This window comes from Bacillus sp. F9_6S_D1_P_5 (assembly GCF_054823925.1).
The window spans coordinates 1-24,290 of sequence record NZ_JBTREW010000031.1 but is presented as its reverse complement, the minus strand read 5'-3'; the positions used below and the strand labels follow the sequence as shown (position 1 = coordinate 24,290).

Genomic DNA, 24,290 nt, shown 5'->3' with positions numbered 1-24,290 from the left:
TTGGTGATTTTTACATGAACAGGTAAATTCACCACTTTGATCATCAGTAGAAAGTGAGGCAGCATTAGAATGAAAGCAACTGGAATCGTACGTCGAATTGATGATTTAGGTAGGGTAGTAATCCCGAAGGAAATTCGTAGAACTTTACGTATTCGAGAAGGTGACCCGCTAGAAATATTTGTTGATCGCGATGGAGAAGTAATTTTAAAGAAATACTCTCCAATTAGCGAATTAGGTGATTTTGCAAAAGAATATGCAGATGCTTTATATGATAGCTTAGGACATAATGTGCTTGTATGCGATCGAGATTCTATTATCGCAGTATCAGGCGTATCCAAAAAAGAATACTTAAATAAAAGCGTTGGAGATCTAATTGAAAAAACGATGGAAGAAAGAAAGTCCGTTATTATGACGGATGAAAGTGATATTTCCATTATTGATGGTGTAACAGAAAAGGTTCATTCTTATACAGTTGGACCGATTGTTGCAAATGGAGATCCAATTGGGGCTGTCATTATTTTTTCAAAAGAAGCAATTATAAGCGAAATAGAGCATAAAGCGGTCAATACTGCTGCCAGTTTCTTAGCGAAGCAAATGGAGCAGTAGGGTTGTATGATTTTAGAAGTAGCAATTTTTCCAAATTATGACATTTCTTATTGAGAAATCAATTATTCGGAGATATATGTATATTGAATGAAGGTAGCGCTTTGCTACCTTTTTTCGTTGAACATTTCCAGCGTTGCACGGACGTATTATTACTCGTGTAGGTAAGGAAGCTTGTCCTTTTCTTTATGTTATAATACGAGGGGTGAGAATAGAAAAAGGAGTTTTCTTGTATGGAATCGAAGAAGTATCAAGCCTTTTGGCGTGGGGCTATTATATTAACAATCGCAAGTTTTGTTACAAAGGTATTAAGCGCTTTTTACCGTATTCCATATCAAAATATAGCGGGTGATATTGGTTTTTATATTTACCAACAAATTTATCCGTTTTATGGATTTTGTTTAATTTTAGCTACTTATGGATTCCCCATTATAATTTCAAAAATGGTTGCAGAACGATTAGAGCGAGGGAAACAACAAGAAGCAAAAGAAATTATTTGTGTATCTTTTTGGTTTTTATTAGGAATTGGCTTCATAGGATTTTTTACATTGTTCTTTGGTGCCGAAGCAATTGCAACAGCCATGGGTGATATACACTTAGATAAGTTATTACGTGTTATTTCATTTTCATTCATATTGATGCCGTTTTTATCTGTAGCAAGAGGATATTTTCAGGGGTTCAATAATATGATGCCAACAGCTGTTTCGCAAGTGATAGAACAAACGATTCGTGTTTCTATTATTGTATTTTTATCTCTGTTCCTAATTGCTCACGGATTTGATTTATATACAGTTGGTGCAGGTGCTATGTTAGGTTCAATCGCAGGCGGACTGATTGGGATTATCGTACTTGTACTTTATATGCGTCATGACTTTCGTTCTATATTCTTCAAAAGTGTAAAGAGAATTAAGGGGAAAAAGAGAATCATTAAAATTCTGTTTTGGCAGGGATTGGCGATTTGTGTTAGTAACTTAGTGCTTATTTTTATACAAATGGCTGATTCTGTTTCCTTCTATTCTTTACTTATTGGGGCAGGAGAGCCAGCTGAAAGTGCAAAGGTATTAAAAGGTGTATATGACAGAAGTATCCCGCTTATGCAATTAGGGACTGTCGTGACAACTTCTTTCTCGTTGTCGCTTATTCCAATCATTACAGCTGCGAAGGAAAGAGGAGATCTTTCCTTTATTCGAGAAAAGGTAAAGTTAGCAATGAAAATAACATTTGTTATTGGATTTGCAGCGGCCATTGGATTAACTTGTATTATTCAGCCTACGAATATTATGTTGTTTGAAAATAGTGACGGATCAGATGTTTTATCCGTTTTATCTTTATCTATTTTATTTAGTTCATTGTCGATTACAACTGCTTCTATTTTGCAAGGGTTAGGACAAACATTAAAACCAGCAATATTCGTTATATTTGGGAGTTGTTTAAAGTTAGCTTTAAATTATATATTAATGCCGTATTTTGGTGTGAAGGGAGCTGCAATCGCAACACTAGTTGCGTTAATTGTAATTTCTGTGTTAAATAGTGCATTACTTATGCAAGCTGTATCTGAATCACTCATCGATAAGCGTAATATGTTAGGTGTAGTTATTAGTGGTATCGGTATGGGATTTGTATTAATAATGTTTATGCGTGTGATGCAAATGTCTGGATTAGTAATTGATACGGAACATAGAGGAATTGCGACGATTGAGGCATTGTTAGGTGTAGCTATCGGCGGATTGGCATATATGTTTTTAATTTTAAAATTACGTGTATTTACAAAAGCGGAAATAGGAACCGTGATGAAAAAAGAGAAAAAAGAAGGTTCATTGAAGAAGAGTGGATAGAGGTGGCAGGTTGTGAGTGGAATCATTACTATTTTAGGATTAGGTGCTGGTGAGTTAGATCAGTTAACGATGGGTGTATATCGAAAAATAAAAGAAGCAGATCACATGTTTGTTAGAACGAAGGAACATCCCGTTATAGAAGAATTGGAGAAAGAAGGTATACAATATACAGCCTTTGACAGTGTATATGAAGCACACGATACATTTGAAATTGTATATGAAACAATTTCGAATACATTAATAGAACAAGCTGAAGGCACAGAAATCATCTATGCCGTTCCAGGGCATCCGCTTGTAGCGGAAAGAACGGTTCAGCTATTGTTGGAAAAAGGCGAAGTAGCGAATGTTGAAGTACGCATTGAAGGTGGACAAAGTTTCCTTGATCCGATGTTTGCAAGTCTAAAGATTGATCCGATTGAAGGATTCCAATTAATTGACGCAACATCATTTGAAAGAGGACAATTAGAATTACGTCAACATTTAATCTTTTGCCAAGTATATGACGCATTCGTTGCATCTGATGTGAAATTAACATTAATGGAGATGCTGCCAGATGATTATGAAGTATATATCGTAACAGCGGCAGGGACTTCATTTGAACAAGTTAAAAAGGTGCCGTTGTACATGTTAGATCATGAAACGGAGTTGAATAATTTAACGAGTGTATATGTACCACCAGTTCAGGAACGTGCGTCCTTGTATCAACAGTTTGATGTGCTTAGAGAAATTATTGCAGACCTTCGCGGACCGAATGGTTGCCCGTGGGATAAAAAGCAAACACATCAATCTTTAAAGAAGTATTTAATTGAGGAAGCTTATGAAGTGTTGGAAGCAATTGATGAAGAGGACGATGATCACTTAGTAGAAGAACTGGGTGATATATTATTACAAGTTATGCTGCATGCCCAAATCGGAGAAGATGAAGGTTGGTTCTCTATAGACGATATTATTCGAACTTTATCTGAGAAAATGGTTCGTCGCCACCCGCATGTATTTGGGAATACAGATGTAGATAATGCCGATGAAGTAATTGCCAATTGGGAAGAAATTAAAAAACAAGAAAAAGGATTCGTGAAAGAATCTGTTTTAAATGGAGTTCCAAAAAGTTTGCCACAGTTACTACGTGCTTATGAAATCCAGAAAAAAGCTGGCAAGGTTGGTTTCGATTGGGTTGATGTACAACCGATGATAGAGAAAGCTTTAGAAGAATGGCAAGAATTCCAACAAGAAGTTACAAACATGGATGAGGCGAAGATGTTAAGTGAATTTGGCGATTTACTATTTGCGTTTGTTAATATAGCTCGTCATTATAAAATAGATCCAGAAGAAGCGTTACGTTCAACGAATGAGAAATTTTTCGGTCGTTTCTTATACATGGAAGCCAAGGTAGCTGAAATGAATAAAGAGATGCAAGATTTATCATTAGAGCAGTTAGATGTTTTATGGGAAGAGGCAAAACAAACAGAGCGTAAATAGGGGGATTTAATATGCGTCTAGATAAGTTTTTAAAAGTATCACGTTTAATTAAAAGAAGAACATTAGCAAAAGAAGTAGCTGATCAAGGAAGAATATCAATTAATGGTCAAGTGGCGAAAGCGAGTTCTGATGTGAAAGTTGCTGATGAATTAACAATTCGTTTCGGTCAAAAAATAGTAACTGTAAAAATAAACGAATTGAAAGAAACGACTAAAAAAGAAGATGCAGCAAATATGTATAGCTTAGTTCGCGAAGAAAAAATAAAGGCTGAAGAAGGCTTGTTCTAAAATCAATTATCTCTTCATACATTACTATTAGCTAGTATAAATGTATGGGGGGATTTACGTGAATAATAGTTACTCACCTATGTCTTCTAATCAACAAAATGTTTCTGTAGAGCATGATATTATTATGCGTGGCAGGCGTGTAATTGATATTACCGGTGTAAAGCAGGTAGAGAGTTTTGATAGCGAAGAGTTTTTACTTGAGACCGTAATGGGCTTTTTAACAATTCGTGGTCAAAATTTGCAAATGAAAAATTTAGATGTAGAAAAAGGTGTTGTATCGATTAAAGGGAAAGTTCATGAGATGCTGTATATTGATGAGAATCAAGGGGAGAAAACTAAAGGATTCTTTAGTAAGTTGTTTAAATGAGTTTAACAATTCAGTTGTATACGATGCTCTCAATGATCGGAATGGGTGCTTGGATTGGAGCGTCTTTAGATACATACCAACGATTTTTAAAACGTCAGGAACGTAAACGTTGGCTTGTATTTATACATGATATACTATTTTGGATAGTCCAAGCATTATTCGTTTTTTACGTATTGCTTCTTGTAAATGAAGCTGAACTACGTATATATGTATTTTTGGCATTATTATGTGGTTTTGCGGCATATCAAAGCTTATTGAAAGCACTATACATGAGACTGTTAAATTTTCTCATCTATATTTTTGTGCAAACAACACACTTTTTTGTTCAAATTATAAAGCTACTCATGATAAAACCTGTTATTATTATAGCGCAGCTATTTATTGCATTTATATTATTCTTATTTCGTATACTGCTTTCAATTGGACATGTGTTATGGAAAATGGTGATTTGGATATTACTTTTCATATGGAAAGTTTTTTTCTGGCCTGTTCGATTTATTGCTTCGCTCATATGGAAACTTCTCCCTAATCATGTTAAACTTTTTATAATGAAACATGTAGGGTTCCTGCAATATATAGCAAAATTGAAGGGACATATCTTCCAATTATGGGAGCGTATAAAAAAGAAGTTAGGGGGACCTCGGAAATGAGGGAACTGAGACAAAGAACAATCGAAAAACAGAGTCCAAATCCTGTTAAAGAGCATATAATACAAACGGATGAGAACAGGAAGCGACTTTATCGCCGTTTAGCGGTTTTTCTTGTCTTTGCTTTTACAATTATTGCGAGTATTAGTGTAACGTTTTATCAACAAAACAGTTCCATTAAAGCAAAAGAAGCAAAAGTTAAGGACATGAAAAAAGAACTGGATTCATTAACGAATAAAGAAAAGAGTCTAAAAGACGAAGTTCAAAAGTTAAATGATGAAGAGTACGTATTAAAGATTGCTAGAAGGGATTATTTCTTCTCTGGAAAAGGGGAGATAATTTTTCCTGTTTCTAAGTAGAGTATGTCTTATTGACACTATATTTTAGGATTATATATAATAAAGTAAAATTTGACTTTTTAACCACTAAGGAGGAGCATTTTTTTTATGTCAATCGAGGTAGGCAGCAAGTTACAGGGTAAAGTAACAGGTATTACAAATTTTGGGGCTTTTGTGGAGCTGCCAGAAGGCTTAACGGGTCTTGTTCATATTAGTGAAGTTGCTGATAATTATGTGAAAGATATTAACGATCACTTAAAAGTGGGCGACCAAGTAGAAGTAAAAGTTATTAACGTTGAAAAAGATGGCAAGATCGGTCTATCTATTAAAAAAGCGAAAGAGCGTGAAAAAACAGAAGGAGATCGTCCACGTGGTGAATACCAACGCGGTGGCGATCAACAACGTTCTGGACGTCCACAACGTAATCGTTCTTTCAACAGAGATAACCGTGGTGGCGGTAACGACCGCGCTCCAAAAGAAACATTCGAGCAAAAGATGGCTCGTTTCTTAAAGGATAGCGAAGATCGTTTAACTTCTTTAAAGCGTAACACTGAATCTAAACGTGGTGGCCGTGGCGCACGTCGCGGATAATAACAACGTTTAATTCTTAGCATATAGAGAGGTACCCAGGGCGATTGCTCGGGGTACTTTTTTATATGTGAAAATATATTTTAAAAAAGTTTTCAAGATGTGTTGACTTTAAATTATATCTGAGGTAAGATACTAATTGTCCGTTAAATAAGACGACATGGCGGTGTAGCTCAGCTGGCTAGAGCGTACGGTTCATACCCGTGAGGTCGGGGGTTCGATCCCCTCCGCCGCTATATTTAATTTAACGGCCCGTTGGTCAAGTGGTTAAGACACCGCCCTTTCACGGCGGTAACACGGGTTCGAATCCCGTACGGGTCATCCTAAAAAGATCATGCAAATTTGCATGATCTTTTTTTGTTAAATAAATTAAGACATACAACACTTCTACAAAATCACCCTATATTTTCTGAATGTTCGATTAAAATATTAAAAATAAATTACATACTGTGTATATATGTAGAGTTATTTCGAATAAAAAGTCGAACGATTATAAAAGTGAAAACTGTTGTTTTGACAAAAATCCCAATAATCATCTTTTATAATGACAGTAATTAAACTATGCAGGTGGTGTTAAAAATATGCCTAAAGCAGGAAGGAATACTATGAATACAAGTGCATTGGCAATGAATGAAGGTCAGCTTGGAGGAGTAAAGTGGACGAGTAAGTTGCGAATGAAGTTTGAGCAAGTTTTCTTTAGATGGGGATTTATTATTGTTGTTATTGGTTTTCTTTTGGGACGAGCATATATATTAACAAACATTTTACCGTTTGCACTGCCGTTTTTTGCTGCTGTTTATGTTATGAAGCGGGATAAAATGCCGCTCGCGTTCTTAGCTTTAATGGGGGGCGCACTTTCAGTTTCGATAGATAATTTATTCTTTACCTTTGCATCTATTTTTACTTTCTTCATTTATAATATCTTCTTTAGTCGGTTTACACGTAAAACTGTTGGACTTGTTCCATTCCAAGTATTTATCTCCGCATTAACCGCACATTTAGTTGTTGTATATTTTGCACAACAAACTGTCACCATGTACGATTTACTCGTTAGTACGATTGAGGCAGGGCTTAGCTTCGTATTAACTATGATATTTTTACAAAGTGTTCCACTTTTAGTAGAACGAAAAGGTAAACAACAAGCGTTAGAGACAGAAGAAATTGTTTGTTTAATTATATTACTAGCATCTGTTTTAACAGGTACAACAGATTGGTTCGTATATGACGCTTCTATTCAACATATTTTTACTAGATATTTAGTGCTCGTGTTTGCATTTATAGCGGGGGCTGCTACAGGATCTACAGTGGGGGTCGTCACTGGATTAATATTAAGTTTAGCGAATGTCTCCAGTTTGTCTCAACTTAGTCTACTTGCTTTTTCTGGGCTGCTTGGTGGTTTGCTAAAAGAAGGGAAGCGTCTAGGTGTTAGTTTAGGTTTATTAATTGGAACGAGCTTGATTACGCTATATGTAGACAAGCAAACAAACATCGTGACAACTTTAATTGAATCTGGTGTAGCAATTGCATTCTTCTTATTAACACCGAAACTTGTTATGGATCGTATTGCTAAATTTATGCCAGGCACACAGGAACATTCGCAAGATCAACAACAGTATTTAAGAAGAATGCGTGATGTTACAGCGAATAAAATTAACCAATTTGCCAATGTATTTGCTGCTTTATCTAATAGCTTTTCTGTATATGGATATGTGGAGGAGGAAGATAAAGAGACGGAGGCAGATTTGTTCTTAAGTACAATTACCTCAAAAACATGTCAAACATGCTTTAAGAAGGACCAATGCTGGGTAGTTAATTTCGACAAAACGTACGATTATATGAAACAAATAATGAGTGAAACGGAAGAAGGAACTCTGCAGCATAATCGGAAGTTAGTTCGTGAATGGGACAAGCATTGTGTGAGAGGGAAGAAAGTGACGGATTTAGTAGCAGGTGAATTAGATCACTTTTATGAGGGACAAAAATTACGAAAACAAATGAAAGAAAATCGTAGAATAGTAGCAGAGCAACTGCTAGGTGTATCAAAAGTTATGGAGGATTTTGCTAAGGAGATACAAAGAGAACGAGAAAATCATCAAGTACAGGAAGAACAGATTCTGCAAGCGTTTCGTGATTTTGGTGTAGAAGTAGAGCATGTTGATATTTACTGTTTAGATAGAGGAAGTATTGATATTGAAATGTTGATTCCAGTTGCATCTAATGAACATGGAGAGTGTGAAAAGTTAGTCGCACCGATGCTTTCTGATATTCTAAAGGAAAATATTGTTGTTAAACATGAAGAAAAATCTTCTTATCCGAATGGTCATAGCTTAATATCATTTGGTTCAGCGAAAACGTATTCTCTTGATACGGGCTTAGCCACAGCTGCAAAGGGTGGTGGGTTTGTTTCGGGTGATTCTTATGCGATGATGGATTTAAGTGTCGGTAAATATGCCCTTGCTATTAGTGATGGTATGGGAAATGGGCAAAGGGCTCATATGGAGAGTAAAGAAACGGTGAAATTATTACAAAAAATACTTCAATCAGGCATTGATGAGGAAATAGCGATTAAGTCTATCAACTCTATTCTTTCTTTGAGAACAACAGAAGAGATGTTTACGACGTTAGATTTAGCTATGGTAGATTTACGGGATGCGAGTGCGAAGTTTTTAAAGATTGGGTCGACGCCGAGTTTTGTTAAACGCGCAAATAATATTTTGAAAATTGAAGCAAGTAACTTACCGATGGGAATTATTGAGGATGTTGAAGTTGATGTAGTGGGTGAGCAATTAAAAACGGGCGATATTCTTATTATGATGAGCGATGGGATTTTTGAGGGAGCGCAACATGTGGAAAATCATGAACTATGGATGAAGCGGAAAATTAAAGAGTTACAAACTGAAGACCCACAAGAAATTGCTGATATCATTATGGAAGAGGTGATTCGCTCTTGTGATGGTTATATAAATGATGATATGACTATTGTTGTGGCGAAAGTGAAGAAAAATATGCCGAAGTGGGCTACGATTCCAATTGTAGGAATGCAGGCACAATAAGGTGAAATTTCAAGTGTGATATTTCTTTCTAAAAACCTAGGTGAATGCCTAGGTTTTTTGCTTTAAAAGATAATGTTATTATTTTTTTGAATATGTATGGATGATGTAAGATAAAAATGCAATTTTTGTATATCTTTTTTTTGCACAATGTTTGTAAAAGTTGTACCATTATAAACAAGGTAACTAACGTTGCTGTTCTTGTTTAATGAAAGGTGATTACGAAGTTGAAAGATACATTTGTTGAGAAGGTAGATGACTTTGTAAAGCAGCATGATGTATTAAAGGAACGTTCAACAATTGTTGTAGGGGTTTCTGGTGGTCCTGACTCTTTGGCTCTTTTATATTATTTGTTAGAAAAAAGAGCAGCAAAACAGTTTGAAATTGTAGTGGCGCATGTGGATCATATGTTTAGAGGTGATGAATCTCATGAGGACCTACAGTTTGTGCAGGAACTTTGTAAAGGACTGGGAGTTATTTGCGAAACGATAAGGATTAATGTGTCGCAATATCAACAGCAATACGGGATGAATGCACAGGTTGCTGCTAGAGAATGCAGATATGCATTTTTGGAAAGAATAATGAAGAAATATGATGCGAGATACGTAGCCCTTGGACATCATGGTGATGATCAAGTAGAGACGATTTTAATGCGCCTTGTACGAGGGAGTACTCCGAAAGGATATGCAGGAATTGCAGTGAAGCGTCCTTTTCATAATGGGTATTTAATTAGGCCGTTACTTGGAGTAACGAAGGAAGAAATTGTTGATTACTGTCATAAGCTGAAAGTAATTCCACGTATAGATCCAAGTAATAAAAAGGAAGTATATACAAGGAATCGATTACGTAAATATGTTCTCCCTCATTTGAAAGAAGAAAATCCACAGGTGCATGAGAAATTCCAAAAATTTAGCATGCAGATGCAAGAGGATGAGGCGTATTTGCAGGAATTAGCTTTTGAGAAAATGAATAAAGTAATTACAAAAAAAAGTGATAAACAAATTAGCTTATCAATTCCTGCCTTTGAATCCATGTCTATGCCTTTACAAAGAAGAGGGATTCAACTAATATTAAACTATCTTTATGAATATAAGATTCCATCTTCTCTTTCCTCTATACATATTGACAAAGTGATTGAGTTTTTTAAGCGGACACAACCTTCGGGTTCACTTGATTTCCCAGGTGATTTAAAAATTGTCCGTGCATACGAGGAGTGCAGCTTTGGATTTAAACAAGAAATTGTTTCTCCTTTTTTACAAGATTTATCAGTGCCCGGGACAATTACGCTATCGAACGGGGATAAGCTTGTAACAGAGGTGAGCGAAGATATACCAAGTAACATGAATGAAACAGTTTTTGTTGCTAAGTATAATGATATATCATATCCACTTCGTATTCGTTCTAGAGAAAATGGAGATCGCATGTCAATACAAGGTATGAATGGCACTAAAAAGATAAAAACTATTTTTATCGAAGCGAAAGTACCAAGAGAAAAAAGAGAAGAATGGCCGGTCGTTTGTGATGCAAGTGGGAATATTATTTGGTTACCCTTGTTGAAGCGATCTGCATTTGCTATCTCGAAAGAGACAGCAAAGAAGGATAAATATATGATTATTCACTACAAAAGCAAGGAGTCTTCCGGGAGGATAATGAAATGATGAATCAAGATATCGAAAAAGTATTAATTTCTGAAGAACAAATACAAGAAAAGGTGCTCGAATTAGGCGCGGTTATTGCAGAGGATTATAAAAACACAGTACCTCTTGCGATCGGTGTACTAAAGGGTGCAATGCCATTCATGGCAGATTTATTAAAGAGAACAGATACATATCTTGAAATGGATTTTATGGCTGTATCTAGTTACGGTCACTCAACTGTTTCAACAGGCGAAGTGAAAATTTTAAAAGACCTTGATACTTCTGTAGAAGGTCGCGATATTTTAATCGTTGAAGATATTATTGATAGCGGTCTTACGCTAAGCTACTTAGTAGACCTATTTAAATATCGTAAAGCGAAGTCTGTAAAAATTGTTACGTTATTAGATAAACCAACAGGCCGTAAGGTAGATTTGAAAGCGGATTATGTTGGATTTACTGTACCGCATGAATTTGTTGTAGGGTATGGATTAGATTATAAAGAGCAGTACCGTAATCTTCCTTATGTAGGAGTATTAAAACCAAGCGTTTACTCAAATTAATTAAATACAGGCGTCACAATTGTATAGGAAAGTTTTTCTATGTTACGATTTACTATAGTGTTTATGCCGTGAGAGGAGGTTAGGAATGAATCGTATCTTCCGTAATACCATCTTTTATTTACTGATATTCCTAGTAGTAATTGGAATCGTGAGCTATTTTAATGGTTCGACACAAAAAACGACATCAGTTAGCTACGATAAATTCATTACTAAACTAGAAAAAGGTGAAGTGCGTAATGTGCAGCTTCAACCGAAAAATGGTGTATTTGAAGTAAAAGGACAATTTAATAACTCTAGCCAGGGAGAACAATTTGTTACTTATGCACCAAATACTGAGGAATTACAAAAGAAAATTAATGAAAAAGCGCAAGGTGCTGAAGTTAAGTATCAACCAGCAGAAGAAACAAGTGCTTGGGTAACATTCTTTACTTCTATCATTCCGTTTGTCATTATCTTCATTTTATTCTTCTTCTTATTGAACCAAGCTCAGGGCGGCGGTAGCCGTGTTATGAACTTCGGGAAAAGTAAGGCGAAGTTATATAATGACGAAAAGAAAAAAGTTCGTTTCAGAGATGTTGCTGGAGCGGATGAAGAGAAACAAGAGCTTGTTGAGGTAGTTGAATTCTTGAAAGATCCTCGCAAGTTTGCTGAAGTTGGTGCCCGTATTCCTAAGGGTGTTCTATTAGTGGGACCTCCAGGTACAGGTAAAACTTTATTAGCACGTGCTGTTGCAGGTGAGGCGGGCGTTCCGTTCTTCTCTATCAGTGGTTCTGACTTCGTAGAGATGTTTGTCGGTGTCGGTGCATCACGTGTACGTGATTTATTCGAAAATGCAAAGAAAAATGCTCCTTGTATCATTTTCATTGATGAAATTGATGCAGTAGGACGTCAACGTGGCGCAGGTCTTGGTGGTGGCCATGATGAGCGTGAGCAAACATTGAACCAATTACTTGTTGAAATGGATGGATTCGGTGCAAACGAAGGTATTATTATCATCGCTGCGACAAACCGTCCTGATATTCTTGATCCAGCATTATTACGTCCGGGTCGTTTTGACCGTCAAATTACAGTAGATCGTCCAGATGTAAATGGTCGTGAAGCTGTACTGAAAGTACATGCCCGTAATAAACCGCTTGATGAGAATATCAACTTAAGAGCAATCGCAACTCGTACGCCAGGATTCTCTGGTGCCGATCTTGAAAACTTATTAAATGAAGCTGCTTTAGTAGCTGCACGTCAGGATAAGAAGAAAATTGATATGAGTGACATTGATGAAGCGACGGATCGTGTTATTGCAGGTCCGGCTAAGAAAAGTCGTGTTATCTCTGAAAAAGAACGTAATATCGTTGCTTTCCATGAAGCGGGTCACACTGTAATTGGTGTTGTTCTTGATGAAGCTGATGTCGTTCATAAAGTAACAATTGTCCCTCGTGGTCAAGCTGGTGGGTATGCAGTAATGCTTCCGAAAGAAGATCGTTACTTCATGACAAAACCAGAGTTACTGGATAAAATCACTGGTTTACTTGGTGGTCGAGTGGCTGAGGAGATTGTATTTGGTGAAGTGAGTACAGGTGCTCACAATGACTTCCAACGTGCGACTGGCATTGCGAGACGTATGGTTACGGAATTCGGTATGAGTGATAAGCTTGGACCAATGCAATTTGGTAGTTCACAAGGTGGTCAGGTGTTCTTAGGAAGAGACTTCCATTCAGAACAAAACTACAGTGATGCAATTGCACACGAAATCGATGTGGAAATGCAAACGATTATGAAAGAATGTTATGCTCGTGCAAAAGATATTCTTACTGAAAATCGTGATAAACTAGATCTTATTGCGAAAACGTTACTTGAAGTAGAAACGTTAGATGCAGAGCAAATCAATCACTTATGTGATTACGGCAGATTGCCAGAACGTCCAACATCTTCAGCTGATGTGAAAGTAAACATTAACATGAAGAAGGACGATGAAGAATCAGAAGATAAGTAAGAGATGAAGGAGTGACGATAGTCACTCCTTTTTTATTTGTGGAACGAAATGAAGCAGAAAAAGAAATTAAATAAATCTGGTATTAAAAATTGAAATAGAGCGTAATCTTTTTGTAAAATGATGAGGATAGAAAAGCTGATTATATAAGTATGTGTGATATGATGTTTTTATAAGTTTTGTACATACTGCACAAATATAGATTAAATAAGATAAGTGGTGAGAATATGATTTTTGTATTGGATGTAGGGAACACAAATGCTGTACTAGGCGTGTTTGAGGAGGGGGAACTTCGTCAACATTGGCGCATGGAAACAGATCGTCATAAGACAGAAGATGAATATGGAATGCTTGTAAAACAGTTGCTTGAGCATGAGGGTCTTTCGTTTGAAGATGTGAAAGGTATTATCGTGTCTTCAGTCGTACCACCAATTATGTTTGCTTTAGAGCGCATGTGTGAAAAATATTTTAAAATTAAACCGCTTGTAGTAGGTCCTGGAATAAAAACGGGGCTAAATATTAAATATGAAAATCCACGTGAAGTAGGCGCGGACCGAATTGTAAATGCAGTAGCAGGAATCCATTTATATGGAAGTCCGCTTATTATTGTCGATTTCGGTACGGCTACTACATATTGTTATATTAACGAAGAAAAGCATTATATGGGTGGCGTTATTACGCCGGGAATTATGATTTCAGCAGAGGCTTTATATAGTAGAGCGGCAAAACTTCCACGTATTGAAATTACAAAACCAAGTAGTGTTGTTGGAAAGAATACGGTAAGTGCGATGCAATCTGGTATTCTTTACGGTTATGTGGGACAAGTGGAAGGTATTGTTAAGCGTATGAAAGAGGAAGCTAAACAAGAACCGAAAGTTATTGCAACAGGTGGATTGGCAAAATTAATTTCAGAAGAATCGAATGTAATTGATGTTGTAGATTCATTCTTAACGTTAAAAGGCTTGCATATGTTATACGAGCGTAATGCAAATTTACAGCATGAGAAAGGTGAATAAATGAGTATGAAAGATTATTTAGTAAAAGCGTTAGCGTTTGACGGAGAAGTGCGTGCATATAGTGTACGTACTACAAATACAGTAAGTGAGGCACAAAGACGTCATGATACATGGAGAACAGCTTCAGCAGCACTTGGTCGTTCTTTAACTGCAGGTACAATGATGGGCGCAATGTTAAAAGGTGACCAAAAGCTGACGATTAAGGTAGAAGGTAATGGCCCGATTGGTCCTATCCTAGTAGATGCTCATGCAAATGGGGATGTACGTGGTTATGTAACGAATCCGCATGTTGACTTTGAAGGAACAGAACAAGGGAAATTACGTGTATATCAAGCGGTAGGTAATGAAGGATTTGTAACAGTAATTAAAGATATTGGTATGCGTGAGCCGTTTATTGGTCAATCTCCAATTGTTTCAGGAGAATTAGGAGAAGACTTCACGTATTATTTTGCGGTTTCTGAGCAGACACCTTCTTCTGTAGGTGTTGGCGTACTTGTAAATGGAGACGACAGCATATTAGCGGCAGGTGGATTTATCCTTCAAATTATGCCGGGTGCACAGGAAGAAACAATTTCGTTCATTGAAGATCGTTTGCAGAAGATTCCTCCTGTATCAACGTTGATTGAACAAGGGCTTTCTCCAGAAGAGTTACTGTATGCAGTTCTTGGAGAAGATAAAGTAAAAGTATTAGAAACGATGGATGTTCAATTTAATTGTACATGCTCACGCGAACGTATTGAGAGTGTGTTGATTAGTTTAGGTAAAACAGAGTTAGAGCAAGTTCGTGAAGAAGAGGAAGAGACGGAAGTTCATTGTCATTTCTGTAATGAGAGATACAAGTTCTCTAAAGAAGATATTACAAATTTAATTGAGAATTTGTAATAAGGAAATTAAGGGGATTCACCCCCTAAATACATTGACAAACAGGGAATTTTCTGACAAAATCTAAATATAGATAAAACCAATAAAAATACTCGGTGTTAGGAGTGACAGGAATGCGAGTGGCACAATCAGTTTCAGAATTAATCGGGAAAACGCCGATCGTTAAGTTGAACCGCATCGTAGAATCAGACAGCGCAGATATATACTTAAAATTAGAATTTATGAATCCGGGAAGCAGCGTTAAAGATCGTATTGCATTAGCTATGATTGAAGATGCTGAAAAAAAGGGATTATTAAAAGAAGGCGATACAATCATTGAGCCAACAAGTGGTAACACAGGAATTGGTTTAGCGATGGTAGCGGCTGCTAAAGGATATAAGGCGATTTTAGTAATGCCAGAAACAATGAGTATTGAACGTCGTAATTTATTACGTGCTTACGGTGCGGAATTAGTATTGACTCCAGGACCTGAAGGAATGGGTGGAGCAATTCGTCAAGCGACTGAATTAGCAAAAGAGCATGGCTACTTTATACCACAACAATTCAAAAACCAATCGAATCCAGAAATTCACCGTTTAACAACAGGTCCGGAAATTGTTGAACAAATGGGTGGCCAATTAGATGCATTTATTGCAGGTATTGGTACAGGTGGAACGATTACTGGTGCTGGTGAAGTACTGAAGGAAGCGTATAAAGATATTAAAATTTATGCAGTAGAACCTGCGGATTCACCAGTACTATCTGGTGGGAAACCAGGTCCACATAAAATCCAAGGAATTGGAGCGGGATTCATCCCAGAGACGTTGGATGTAGAAGTATATGATGAAATTGTTCAAGTGAAAACAGAACAAGCGTTTGAATATGCGAGAAGAGTGGCGAAAGAAGAGGGTATTTTAGTCGGTATCTCTTCTGGAGCAGTTATTTATGCAGCAGCAGAAATTGCGAAAAAGTTAGGTAAAGGGAAAAAGGTACTTGTTATTATCCCAAGTAACGGTGAACGTTATTTAAGTACACCACTTTATCAATTTGAGTCTTAATTATATGCGATTGAAAAAGCATCCTTGAAAAAGGATGCTTTTTCTTTTTGGATTGGAAATAGGAAAAGAGTGAATGACTAGAAAACTTCATGTAAAATAAGATGTAGTATAATTAATTTATTTTCACTAGCCTTCGAGTATAACCCTTCTGCATACATAACAAATGTAGTTTGAAGTGGCTACTTTCAGAGGGTGGGATAAAAGAAGACGGGGTGTTGATATGCAACGAAGAAAATCTTTAGCGCTTTCTATTCCATATCAGTTAGATTTCTTTAAGCAATATAAATTTCTTTCTAAGGATAAACCGCAACATATTTTGTTAGAGAGTGGACGTGGCGGCCGTTATAACATTGTGGGGTTGAATCCAGTAGCGGTAATCCGAGGGAAGGGTGAAACGTTACATATAAGTGAAAGTGGTAAGGAAACAATAAAGCAAGGAAATCCATTAGATTTAATGCAGGAATATATGGAGCGATGGAAAACGGACTATAATCCGGAGTACCCGCCATTTCAAGGTGGTGCAATTGGTTACTTTAGTTATGATTGCATCCGTTATATTGAAAAACTTCCTTCTCTTGCAGAGGATGACATTAATATACCTGATATATTCTTTTTATTATTTGACGATGTATTTGTGTATGATCAAGAAGAAAAAGTATTATGGATTATTACACATTATGTAGATAAGTATGAAGAGGCACAAGAGCGATTAAATGAGTGGAAGATTCTTTGGGCGACAGAAGCGCCGGAATTGACTATACCATTTGCGTGCCCTGAAAAGAAAAGTGAAGCAGTTGCTTTTACTGAAGAAAGCTTTATGAAGGCAGTTGAATGTATTCAAGAATATATTGGGGCTGGTGATGTGTTCCAAGTAAACTTGTCGACGAGACAAGAAAGGACGTTACAAACACACCCGCTAGAAATTTATACAAGTCTTCGTGAAATTAATCCATCTCCATATATGGGTTACTTGGAGCTTGGGGATTTTCAAATTGTTAGTGGATCGCCAGAGTTGTTAATTAAGAAACAAGGAACCGAAGTAAGTACAAGGCCAATTGCTGGGACGAGATCTAGAGGTTCAAATGCGCAAGAAGATGAAGCGTTAGCAAGAGAATTAATTGAGAACGAAAAAGAAAGAGCAGAGCACGTCATGCTTGTAGATTTAGAACGAAATGATTTAGGGCGCGTTTGTAAATATGGTACGGTAGAAGTAGATGAATTTATGGTAATTGAGAAATACTCACATGTTATGCATATTGTTTCTAATGTGCGTGGTGAAGTGGAAGAAGATAAAGATGCTTTTGATTTAGTGAAGGCTGTATTCCCTGGGGGGACAATTACTGGTGCCCCGAAAATACGTACGATGGAAATCATTGAAGAATTAGAACCTGTTCGCAGAGGGATTTATACAGGTTCAATTGGTTGGATCGGTTATTCTGGAGATACAGAATTGAATATTGTAATTAGAACGCTTCTTGCTAAAGATGGAAAAGCGCATGTACAAGCAGGAGCGGGGATTGTAATTGATTCAAATCCGGAAAATGAATATAAAGAGTCGCTAAAAAAGGCGATTGCTTTATGGCGTGCAAAAGAACGTAGCGAAGAAACGGTTAGGTGAGAGAAATGATATTAATGATTGATAATTATGATTCTTTTACATTTAATTTAGTGCAGTTTCTTGGAGAACTTGGACAAGAGCTCGTTGTTAAACGTAACGATGAAGTGACTATTTCGGATATTGAGAATATGAAACCAGATTTTTTAATGATTTCGCCAGGTCCATGTAGTCCGAATGAAGCAGGAATTAGTATGGAGGTTATTCGATACTTTGCTGGAAAGATTCCGATTTTTGGGGTTTGTCTAGGACATCAATCTATTGCGCAAGTGTTTGGTGGAGAGGTTGTTCGTGCCGAGCGATTAATGCATGGGAAAACGTCGCCTATGCATCATGATGGAAAGACGATTTTTTCGGATATCCCTAATCCATTTACTGCGACGCGCTATCATTCCCTTATCGTTAAGAAAGAGACGTTACCGGAATGCTTAGAGGTAACATCTTGGACAGAGGAAGGGGAAATTATGGCGCTCCGTCATACAACATTGCCGATTGAAGGTGTACAGTTCCATCCGGAATCTATTATGACTTCTCACGGGAAAGAGTTATTGCAGAATTTCATTCGGAAATACAGTCCAAGTGTGACATCATGTTAATTTACGTAAATGGTCAGTATGTAGAAGCGAATGAAGCGAGAATTTCGCCGTATGACCATGGTTATTTATATGGTCTTGGAGTTTTTGAGACGTTTCGTATTTATAATGGTCATCCTTTCTTATTGGATGATCATTATGACCGTTTAGTAGATGCGCTGGATACATTGCAAATTAAATGGGCGATGACGAAGGATGAAGTAATGCTTATTTTGCAGAATTTACTCGTTAAGAATGAGTTAGAGCATGCATACGTCCGTTTTAATGTATCAGCGGGTATAGATGAAATTGGATTGCAAACGGAAATGTATGAAGAGCCGTCTGTTATTGTTTTTATAAAACCTTTAGCAGCCCCGGGAGATGTAGTGGAAAAAGAAGGGGTTATTTTAAAACAAGTGCGTAATACACCAGAGGGTGCATCTCGCTTGAAGTCTCACCATTATTTAAATAACATTTTAGGAAAACGTGAAATTGGAAATGTTGCAAATAAAGAAGGTATTTTCCTTACTGAAACAGGTTATGTTGCAGAGGGTATTGTTTCGAATCTCTTTTTTGTGAAGGGTAATATTTTATATACACCTTCGCTCGAAACAGGGATTTTAAATGGCATCACTCGTGCGTTTATTATAAAGGTTGCTGAAGAACTAGGCGTAGAAGTGAAGGAAGGTTTCTTTACAAAAGATGAATTGCTTTCAGCTGATGAAGTCTTCGTAACAAACTCGATTCAAGAAATTGTTCCGCTTAATCGTATAGAGGAGCGAGATTTCCCGGGTAAAGTAGGGATGGTTACAAAAAGATTTATGAATCATTATGAAATGCAGAGAGAGAAATTGTGGAGCAGAAATGAATTGCGAAGAGGAGATGTGTAGTTTGAAGTGGGATTATGATTTGCGCTGCGGTGAATATACATTGAACTTAAATGAAAAAACGTTAATTATGGGGATTTTAAATGTAACACCAGATTCGTTTTCTGATGGTGGGAGTTACAACGAGGTAGAGGCTGCAGTGCGCCATGCGAAAGAAATGCGAGATGAAGGTGCTCATATTATTGATATCGGCGGTGAATCTACTCGTCCGGGTTTTGCTAAAGTATCAGTAGAAGAAGAAATAAAGCGAGTTGTTCCAATGATTCAGGCTGTTTCAAAAGAAGTAAAATTGCCTATTTCTATCGATACGTATAAAGCTGAAGTTGCAAAACAAGCAATCGAAGCGGGTGCTCACATTATTAATGATGTTTGGGGAGCAAAGGGGGAACCGAAAATCGCTGAAGTTGCAGCTCATTACGATGTACCTATTATCTTAATGCATAATCGCGATAACATGAATTATCGTAATTTAATGGCTGATATGATTGCTGATTTATATGACAGTATTAAAATTGCTAAAGATGCTGGCGTGCGAGATGAGAATATCATTTTAGACCCAGGTATCGGTTTTGCTAAAACGCCTGAACAAAATTTAGAAGCGATGCGTAATTTAGAACAGTTAAACGTACTAGGTTATCCTGTTCTCCTAGGTACTTCAAGAAAATCCTTTATTGGGCATGTACTAGATTTACCGGTAGAGGAACGTCTTGAGGGAACGGGAGCTACCGTTTGTCTCGGTATTGAAAAGGGCTGTGAGTTTGTTCGTGTTCACGATGTGAAGGAAATGGCGCGTATGGCTAAGATGATGGATGTGATGATTGGTAAGGAGGTAAAGTAATTGGATAAAATTTATATTCATGATATGGAGTTTTACGGTTATCATGGTGTATTCCCAGAGGAAAATAAATTGGGCCAGAGATTTAAAGTGGACTTAACGGTAGAATTGGATTTGAAGCAGGCAGGAGAAAGTGATGACTTAGAGCATTCTGTCAATTATGGAGAGCTTTTCGAATTATGTAGGAAAGTTGTTGAAGATAGAACGTATAAGCTTGTAGAGAGCATTGCTGAAAATATTGCTGCAGATATATTGAAACAATATGAGAGTATTTCAAGATGTACAATAAAAGTGATTAAACCAGATCCACCAATACCAGGACATTATCGTGCTGTAGCAGTGGAAATTACGAGAGAACGTCCATGAATAATATAGCGTACATTGCATTAGGCTCAAATATTGGAGAGCGTTATACGTATTTAACTGAAGCGATTCAATTTCTAAATAAAAATCCTTATATCCAAGTTGAGGATGTTTCATCTGTATATGAAACGGAACCAGTTGGTTATACTGACCAAAGTTCCTTTTTAAATCTAGTTATAAAAATTTCTACCAATTTATCACCGCAAGAATTATTGAAAATCACGCAAAAAGTAGAAAACGACCTAGGAAGAAAAAGGGAAATAAGGTGGGGTCCGAGGACTATCGACCTTGACATTTTACTATATAATCAAGAAAATATTGAAACAGAGAATCTTATTGTTCCGCATCCGCGGATGTTCGAAAGAGCTTTTGTTATCGTTCCGTTGTTAGAAATTAATCAAGATATAAAACAAAACATTTCACGTTCACAAGTAGAAGAAATGAAAAGGCGAGAGGGAGTAACGGTATGGAAGCAGAAAAATGGGGAAGACGCATTCGTGCTTTTCGAAAGCTAAAAGGTTATACGCAAGAAGGTTTTGCGAAAGAATTAGGGGTATCTGTATCTGTTTTAGGTGAAGTTGAGAGAGGGAATCGATCGCCTTCCCAAGATTTTGTAGTAGAAGTTGCTAAAGCGTTAAAGGTCTCGATAGATGAGCTAATGCCAAAGTGACCATGAAGGAAGGAGTAAATCGAGTGTTAAAAATCGCAAATATTGAGATGAAAAACCCGGTTGTATTAGCACCGATGGCGGGCGTGTGTAACTCTGCATTCCGTTTGACAGTAAAAGAATTCGGTGCAGGTCTAGTTTGTGCCGAAATGGTAAGTGATAAGGCGATACTATTGAACAATAAAAGAACATTAGATATGTTATATATCAATGAGAGAGAAAAGCCATTAAGTTTGCAAATTTTTGGTGGAGAGAAAGAAACTCTTGTAGATGCTGCGAAATATGTGGATCAATATACGACAGCGGATATCATTGATATTAATATGGGTTGCCCAGTACCGAAAATTGTTAAGTGTGATGCAGGAGCAAAGTGGCTGTTAGACCCGAATAAAATATATGAAATGGTAGCGGCAGTTGTAGATGCTGTAGAAAAACCAGTTACAGTTAAAATGCGTATTGGTTGGGATGAGGATCATATTTTTGCAGTCGAGAATGCAAAAGCAGTCGAGCGTGCTGGTGGACAAGCGGTAGCAGTTCATGGACGCACACGAGTACAAATGTATGAAGGGAAAGCGGATTGGGGTATTATTAAGCAAGTAAAGCAAGCTGTAAATATCCCGGTTATCGGAAATGGTGATGTCGCGACGCCGCAAGATGCGAAGCGCATGATTGATGAAATTGGTGTAGATGGTGTTATGATTGGTCGCGCTGCCCTTGGAGATCCGTGGATGATTTATCGTACGGTAAAGTATTTGGAGACTGGTGAATTAATGCCGGAACCGACAGTGCGTGAGAAAATTGACGTATGTATGTTACATCTAGATCGTCTTATTGATTTAAAGAACGAAAGTGTTGCTGTAAGAGAGATGAGAAAGCATGCAGCTTGGTATTTAAAAGGTATTCGTGGTAATGCAACTGTACGTAATGGTATTAATGCTTGTAATACGCGTGAAGACCTTGCGAATGTATTAGGTGCATTTGTAGAAGAAGTAGAAGCGAAACAACAAACAATTCACGTTGGTTAATAGTAGAAAGGGAAGATTGACATTCTTCTATACACTTCCTATAATTACGTGAAAGAAAGAAGAACTGCCAGTTAGTTGCTGGCAGTTTTTCTAGTTGAGTAGAAAATGCTATACTGTATATATTGTAAAAATTAATAGAGCTGGAGTGATATCAATACCATGGATAACATGAACCACGAAGAATTAAATGACCAATTGCTTGTTCGTCGTGAAAAGCTACATAACTTACGTGAGCAAGGAATCGATCCGTTCGGTAAACGATTTGAACGTACAAATGCAACAAATGACTTATTAAGCTTATATGGAGAGTTCTCTAAAGAAGAATTAGAAGAAAAAGAAATCTCTGTTTCTATCGCTGGTCGTATTATGACGAAACGCGGCAAAGGAAAAGCTGGATTTGCGCATATTCAAGATTTACATGGACAAGTTCAAATTTATGTTCGTAAAGATGCTGTTGGAGATGAAGAGTACGAATTATTTAAAACAGCAGATTTAGGTGACTTAGTAGGTATTGAAGGTAAAGTGTTCAAAACGAACGTTGGAGAACTTTCAGTGAAAGCAACGGGCTTTACGCTATTAACGAAATCCCTTCGTCCATTACCGGATAAATATCATGGATTAAAAGATGTTGAACAACGCTACCGTCAACGTTACTTAGATTTAATTACAAGTATGGAAAGCCGTGAAACATTCGTTACTCGCAGTAAGATCATTCGCGAAATGAGAAGATACTTAGATGACAACGGTTATCTTGAAGTGGAAACACCTATGATGCATGCAATTGCAGGTGGAGCTTCTGCTCGTCCTTTCACTACGCACCATAATGCGTTAGATATGGAATTATATATGCGTATCGCAATTGAACTTCATTTAAAACGCCTTATCGTGGGTGGATTAGAAAAAGTTTATGAAATCGGTCGTGTATTCCGTAATGAGGGTGTATCAACTCGTCATAACCCTGAATTTACGATGATTGAATTATATGAAGCGTATGCTGATTATAAAGATATTATGAAACTAACAGAAAATATGGTTGCTCATATCGCGAAGCAAGTACTAGGTACAACAACAATCCAATATGGTGATTATGAAATTAATCTAGAGCCAGAATGGACACGTCTTCATATGGTAGATGCAATTAAAGAACATTCTGGAGCGGATTTCTGGAATCCGATGAGTGTGGAAGAAGCACGTGAACTTGCGAAAGAACACAATGTAGATATTAAGGATACAATGGAAGTTGGTCATATTATAAATGAATTCTTCGAACAAAAAGTAGAAGATAAATTAATCCAACCAACATTCATTTACGGTCATCCTGTAGAGATTTCGCCACTTGCGAAAAAGAATGACGAAGATCCACGATTCACAGATCGTTTCGAATTATTTATCGTTGCACGTGAACATGCAAATGCATTCACTGAGTTAAATGATCCAATCGATCAAAAAGAACGTTTTGAAGCGCAATTAAAAGAACGTGAACAAGGTAATGACGAAGCTCACATGATGGATGACGATTATATCGAAGCTCTTGAGTACGGTATGCCTCCAACAGGTGGACTAGGAATTGGTATTGATCGTCTTGTTATGTTATTAACAAATGCACCATCTATTCGTGATGTACTATTATTCCCTGCTATGCGTCATAAACAAGACTAAGCTTTGGAGATTTCTCCAAAGCTTTTTTTATTTATGTATAAGTAGTAGAGTTTGGTGGTGCGAGAAATTATATTTATATAGAAGAAATGTGCTGTTTTTATAGTTTTTTACTAAGTTAAAAATTTTATTAGAAAAACTATTGCATTTTAATAATCAAACTGGTATATTTATATTCGTTGCCACGAAAGGTAACAAGCAAAACAAACGAAAAACAACTTATTGAAAAAAGTTGTTGACGAAAATATAACGAAATGTTATATTAATAAAGTCGCTTCTGAGCGGCAGACAAGTTCTTTGAAAACTGAACGAAACAAACAACGTGAAACGTCAATTTTTATTTTTAGATGCTAGACAAACTAA

The 24,290-nt window shown here is 36.9% G+C and carries 24 protein-coding genes and 2 tRNA genes; all 26 read left to right on the top strand.

Annotated features, from left to right (window positions below; genetic code table 11):
* The first annotated feature begins 69 nt into the window (after positions 1–69).
* The 26 genes from spoVT to lysS all read left to right on the top strand — a co-directional run bounded on the left by spoVT (position 70) and on the right by lysS (position 23,930).
* The gene (gene spoVT, locus ACUXEY_RS25805) at positions 70–606 is read left to right on the top strand and encodes a stage V sporulation protein T (protein ID WP_000648302.1); all 537 of its coding nucleotides are present in this window, start codon (positions 70–72) and stop codon (positions 604–606) included.
* A gap of 230 nt (positions 607–836) precedes the next feature.
* On the top strand, positions 837–2,438 hold the full coding sequence (locus ACUXEY_RS25800) for a putative polysaccharide biosynthesis protein (RefSeq protein ID WP_166705337.1): 1,602 nt from the start codon (positions 837–839) through the stop codon (positions 2,436–2,438).
* Between the two features lie 12 nt (positions 2,439–2,450).
* Entirely contained in the window at positions 2,451–3,914 is a 1,464-nt protein-coding gene (gene yabN / locus ACUXEY_RS25795) for a bifunctional methyltransferase/pyrophosphohydrolase YabN (protein ID WP_166705336.1), read from the top strand.
* Between the two features lie 11 nt (positions 3,915–3,925).
* Positions 3,926–4,201, top strand: coding sequence for an RNA-binding S4 domain-containing protein (locus tag ACUXEY_RS25790; RefSeq protein ID WP_081143310.1), 276 nt, complete (start codon positions 3,926–3,928; stop codon positions 4,199–4,201).
* 58 nt (positions 4,202–4,259) lie between these two features.
* Entirely contained in the window at positions 4,260–4,568 is a 309-nt protein-coding gene (gene yabP, locus ACUXEY_RS25785) for a sporulation protein YabP (protein WP_461301894.1), read from the top strand.
* The gene (gene yabQ, locus ACUXEY_RS25780; protein ID WP_166705335.1) at positions 4,565–5,218 is read left to right on the top strand and encodes a spore cortex biosynthesis protein YabQ; all 654 of its coding nucleotides are present in this window, start codon (positions 4,565–4,567) and stop codon (positions 5,216–5,218) included. The genes yabP and yabQ overlap by 4 nt, the downstream gene beginning before the upstream one ends.
* Positions 5,215–5,574 (top strand): cell division protein DivIC, encoded by a 360-nt coding sequence (gene divIC / locus ACUXEY_RS25775; RefSeq protein ID WP_001208736.1) that lies wholly within the window; start codon positions 5,215–5,217, stop codon positions 5,572–5,574. Before yabQ ends, divIC begins: the two co-directional genes overlap by 4 nt.
* A gap of 87 nt (positions 5,575–5,661) precedes the next feature.
* Positions 5,662–6,144 carry a S1 domain-containing RNA-binding protein gene (locus ACUXEY_RS25770; RefSeq protein ID WP_000021452.1) on the top strand — a complete coding sequence of 161 codons (483 nt, stop codon included), beginning with the start codon at positions 5,662–5,664 and terminating at the stop codon, positions 6,142–6,144.
* A gap of 159 nt (positions 6,145–6,303) precedes the next feature.
* Positions 6,304–6,377 (top strand) — tRNA-Met (locus ACUXEY_RS25765).
* 13 nt (positions 6,378–6,390) lie between these two features.
* A tRNA-Glu gene (locus ACUXEY_RS25760) sits at positions 6,391–6,462 on the top strand.
* A gap of 260 nt (positions 6,463–6,722) precedes the next feature.
* Complete coding sequence (gene spoIIE, locus ACUXEY_RS25755) at positions 6,723–9,194, top strand: stage II sporulation protein E (RefSeq protein ID WP_166705334.1); 2,472 nt, start codon at positions 6,723–6,725, stop codon at positions 9,192–9,194.
* A 224-nt stretch (positions 9,195–9,418) separates the two neighbouring features.
* Positions 9,419–10,849 carry a tRNA lysidine(34) synthetase TilS gene (tilS, locus tag ACUXEY_RS25750; RefSeq protein ID WP_166705333.1) on the top strand — a complete coding sequence of 477 codons (1,431 nt, stop codon included), beginning with the start codon at positions 9,419–9,421 and terminating at the stop codon, positions 10,847–10,849.
* On the top strand, positions 10,846–11,388 hold the full coding sequence (gene hpt / locus ACUXEY_RS25745) for a hypoxanthine phosphoribosyltransferase (protein ID WP_000981839.1): 543 nt from the start codon (positions 10,846–10,848) through the stop codon (positions 11,386–11,388). Before tilS ends, hpt begins: the two co-directional genes overlap by 4 nt.
* Before the next feature lie 85 nt (positions 11,389–11,473).
* On the top strand, positions 11,474–13,375 hold the full coding sequence (gene ftsH, locus ACUXEY_RS25740) for an ATP-dependent zinc metalloprotease FtsH (RefSeq protein WP_071758861.1): 1,902 nt from the start codon (positions 11,474–11,476) through the stop codon (positions 13,373–13,375).
* Positions 13,376–13,599: 224 nt separating this feature from the next.
* The gene (locus tag ACUXEY_RS25735; RefSeq protein ID WP_461301893.1) at positions 13,600–14,388 is read left to right on the top strand and encodes a type III pantothenate kinase; all 789 of its coding nucleotides are present in this window, start codon (positions 13,600–13,602) and stop codon (positions 14,386–14,388) included.
* Positions 14,389–14,394: 6 nt separating this feature from the next.
* Positions 14,395–15,270, top strand: a complete 876-nt coding sequence (gene hslO, locus ACUXEY_RS25730; protein WP_098345288.1) for a redox-regulated molecular chaperone HslO — start codon at positions 14,395–14,397, stop codon at positions 15,268–15,270.
* A gap of 113 nt (positions 15,271–15,383) precedes the next feature.
* A complete protein-coding gene (gene cysK, locus ACUXEY_RS25725; protein ID WP_461301892.1) occupies positions 15,384–16,307 on the top strand; it encodes a cysteine synthase A in 924 nt (307 codons plus the stop codon).
* A 220-nt stretch (positions 16,308–16,527) separates the two neighbouring features.
* Positions 16,528–17,925, top strand: coding sequence for an aminodeoxychorismate synthase component I (gene pabB / locus ACUXEY_RS25720; protein ID WP_461301891.1), 1,398 nt, complete (start codon positions 16,528–16,530; stop codon positions 17,923–17,925).
* Between the two features lie 5 nt (positions 17,926–17,930).
* The gene (gene pabA, locus ACUXEY_RS25715) at positions 17,931–18,518 is read left to right on the top strand and encodes an aminodeoxychorismate/anthranilate synthase component II (protein ID WP_048526403.1); all 588 of its coding nucleotides are present in this window, start codon (positions 17,931–17,933) and stop codon (positions 18,516–18,518) included.
* A complete protein-coding gene (gene pabC, locus ACUXEY_RS25710; RefSeq protein WP_429602130.1) occupies positions 18,512–19,384 on the top strand; it encodes an aminodeoxychorismate lyase in 873 nt (290 codons plus the stop codon). The genes pabA and pabC overlap by 7 nt, the downstream gene beginning before the upstream one ends.
* Complete coding sequence (folP, locus tag ACUXEY_RS25705) at positions 19,359–20,219, top strand: dihydropteroate synthase (RefSeq protein ID WP_461301890.1); 861 nt, start codon at positions 19,359–19,361, stop codon at positions 20,217–20,219. The genes pabC and folP overlap by 26 nt, the downstream gene beginning before the upstream one ends.
* Positions 20,220–20,582, top strand: coding sequence for a dihydroneopterin aldolase (gene folB / locus ACUXEY_RS25700; RefSeq protein ID WP_048526406.1), 363 nt, complete (start codon positions 20,220–20,222; stop codon positions 20,580–20,582).
* Positions 20,579–21,094 carry a 2-amino-4-hydroxy-6-hydroxymethyldihydropteridine diphosphokinase gene (gene folK, locus ACUXEY_RS25695; RefSeq protein ID WP_166705328.1) on the top strand — a complete coding sequence of 172 codons (516 nt, stop codon included), beginning with the start codon at positions 20,579–20,581 and terminating at the stop codon, positions 21,092–21,094. The genes folB and folK overlap by 4 nt, the downstream gene beginning before the upstream one ends.
* Entirely contained in the window at positions 21,046–21,249 is a 204-nt protein-coding gene (locus tag ACUXEY_RS25690) for a helix-turn-helix domain-containing protein (RefSeq protein ID WP_000387027.1), read from the top strand. Before folK ends, ACUXEY_RS25690 begins: the two co-directional genes overlap by 49 nt.
* Before the next feature lie 23 nt (positions 21,250–21,272).
* Positions 21,273–22,271, top strand: coding sequence for a tRNA dihydrouridine synthase DusB (dusB, locus tag ACUXEY_RS25685; protein WP_461301889.1), 999 nt, complete (start codon positions 21,273–21,275; stop codon positions 22,269–22,271).
* A 159-nt stretch (positions 22,272–22,430) separates the two neighbouring features.
* The gene (gene lysS / locus ACUXEY_RS25680) at positions 22,431–23,930 is read left to right on the top strand and encodes a lysine--tRNA ligase (RefSeq protein ID WP_087959058.1); all 1,500 of its coding nucleotides are present in this window, start codon (positions 22,431–22,433) and stop codon (positions 23,928–23,930) included.
* Positions 23,931–24,290: the final 360 nt, after the last annotated feature.

What these genes read in the sequence shown, in the direction of transcription:
- yabQ (WP_166705335.1), top strand. Translation starts at nt 4,565, where the DNA reads ATGAGTTTAACAATTCAGTTGTATACGATGCTCTCAATGATCGGAATG.
- ACUXEY_RS25770 (WP_000021452.1), top strand. Translation starts at nt 5,662, where the DNA reads ATGTCAATCGAGGTAGGCAGCAAGTTACAGGGTAAAGTAACAGGTATT.
- hslO (WP_098345288.1), top strand. Translation starts at nt 14,395, where the DNA reads ATGAAAGATTATTTAGTAAAAGCGTTAGCGTTTGACGGAGAAGTGCGT.
- pabB (WP_461301891.1), top strand. Translation starts at nt 16,528, where the DNA reads ATGCAACGAAGAAAATCTTTAGCGCTTTCTATTCCATATCAGTTAGAT.
- spoVT (WP_000648302.1), top strand. Translation starts at nt 70, where the DNA reads ATGAAAGCAACTGGAATCGTACGTCGAATTGATGATTTAGGTAGGGTA.
- ACUXEY_RS25800 (WP_166705337.1), top strand. Translation starts at nt 837, where the DNA reads ATGGAATCGAAGAAGTATCAAGCCTTTTGGCGTGGGGCTATTATATTA.
- cysK (WP_461301892.1), top strand. Translation starts at nt 15,384, where the DNA reads ATGCGAGTGGCACAATCAGTTTCAGAATTAATCGGGAAAACGCCGATC.
- ftsH (WP_071758861.1), top strand. Translation starts at nt 11,474, where the DNA reads ATGAATCGTATCTTCCGTAATACCATCTTTTATTTACTGATATTCCTA.
- hpt (WP_000981839.1), top strand. Translation starts at nt 10,846, where the DNA reads ATGATGAATCAAGATATCGAAAAAGTATTAATTTCTGAAGAACAAATA.
- pabC (WP_429602130.1), top strand. Translation starts at nt 18,512, where the DNA reads ATGTTAATTTACGTAAATGGTCAGTATGTAGAAGCGAATGAAGCGAGA.
- ACUXEY_RS25790 (WP_081143310.1), top strand. Translation starts at nt 3,926, where the DNA reads ATGCGTCTAGATAAGTTTTTAAAAGTATCACGTTTAATTAAAAGAAGA.
- ACUXEY_RS25735 (WP_461301893.1), top strand. Translation starts at nt 13,600, where the DNA reads ATGATTTTTGTATTGGATGTAGGGAACACAAATGCTGTACTAGGCGTG.
- folK (WP_166705328.1), top strand. Translation starts at nt 20,579, where the DNA reads ATGAATAATATAGCGTACATTGCATTAGGCTCAAATATTGGAGAGCGT.
- divIC (WP_001208736.1), top strand. Translation starts at nt 5,215, where the DNA reads ATGAGGGAACTGAGACAAAGAACAATCGAAAAACAGAGTCCAAATCCT.
- ACUXEY_RS25690 (WP_000387027.1), top strand. Translation starts at nt 21,046, where the DNA reads ATGGAAGCAGAAAAATGGGGAAGACGCATTCGTGCTTTTCGAAAGCTA.
- spoIIE (WP_166705334.1), top strand. Translation starts at nt 6,723, where the DNA reads ATGCCTAAAGCAGGAAGGAATACTATGAATACAAGTGCATTGGCAATG.
- lysS (WP_087959058.1), top strand. Translation starts at nt 22,431, where the DNA reads ATGGATAACATGAACCACGAAGAATTAAATGACCAATTGCTTGTTCGT.
- folP (WP_461301890.1), top strand. Translation starts at nt 19,359, where the DNA reads ATGAATTGCGAAGAGGAGATGTGTAGTTTGAAGTGGGATTATGATTTG.
- pabA (WP_048526403.1), top strand. Translation starts at nt 17,931, where the DNA reads ATGATATTAATGATTGATAATTATGATTCTTTTACATTTAATTTAGTG.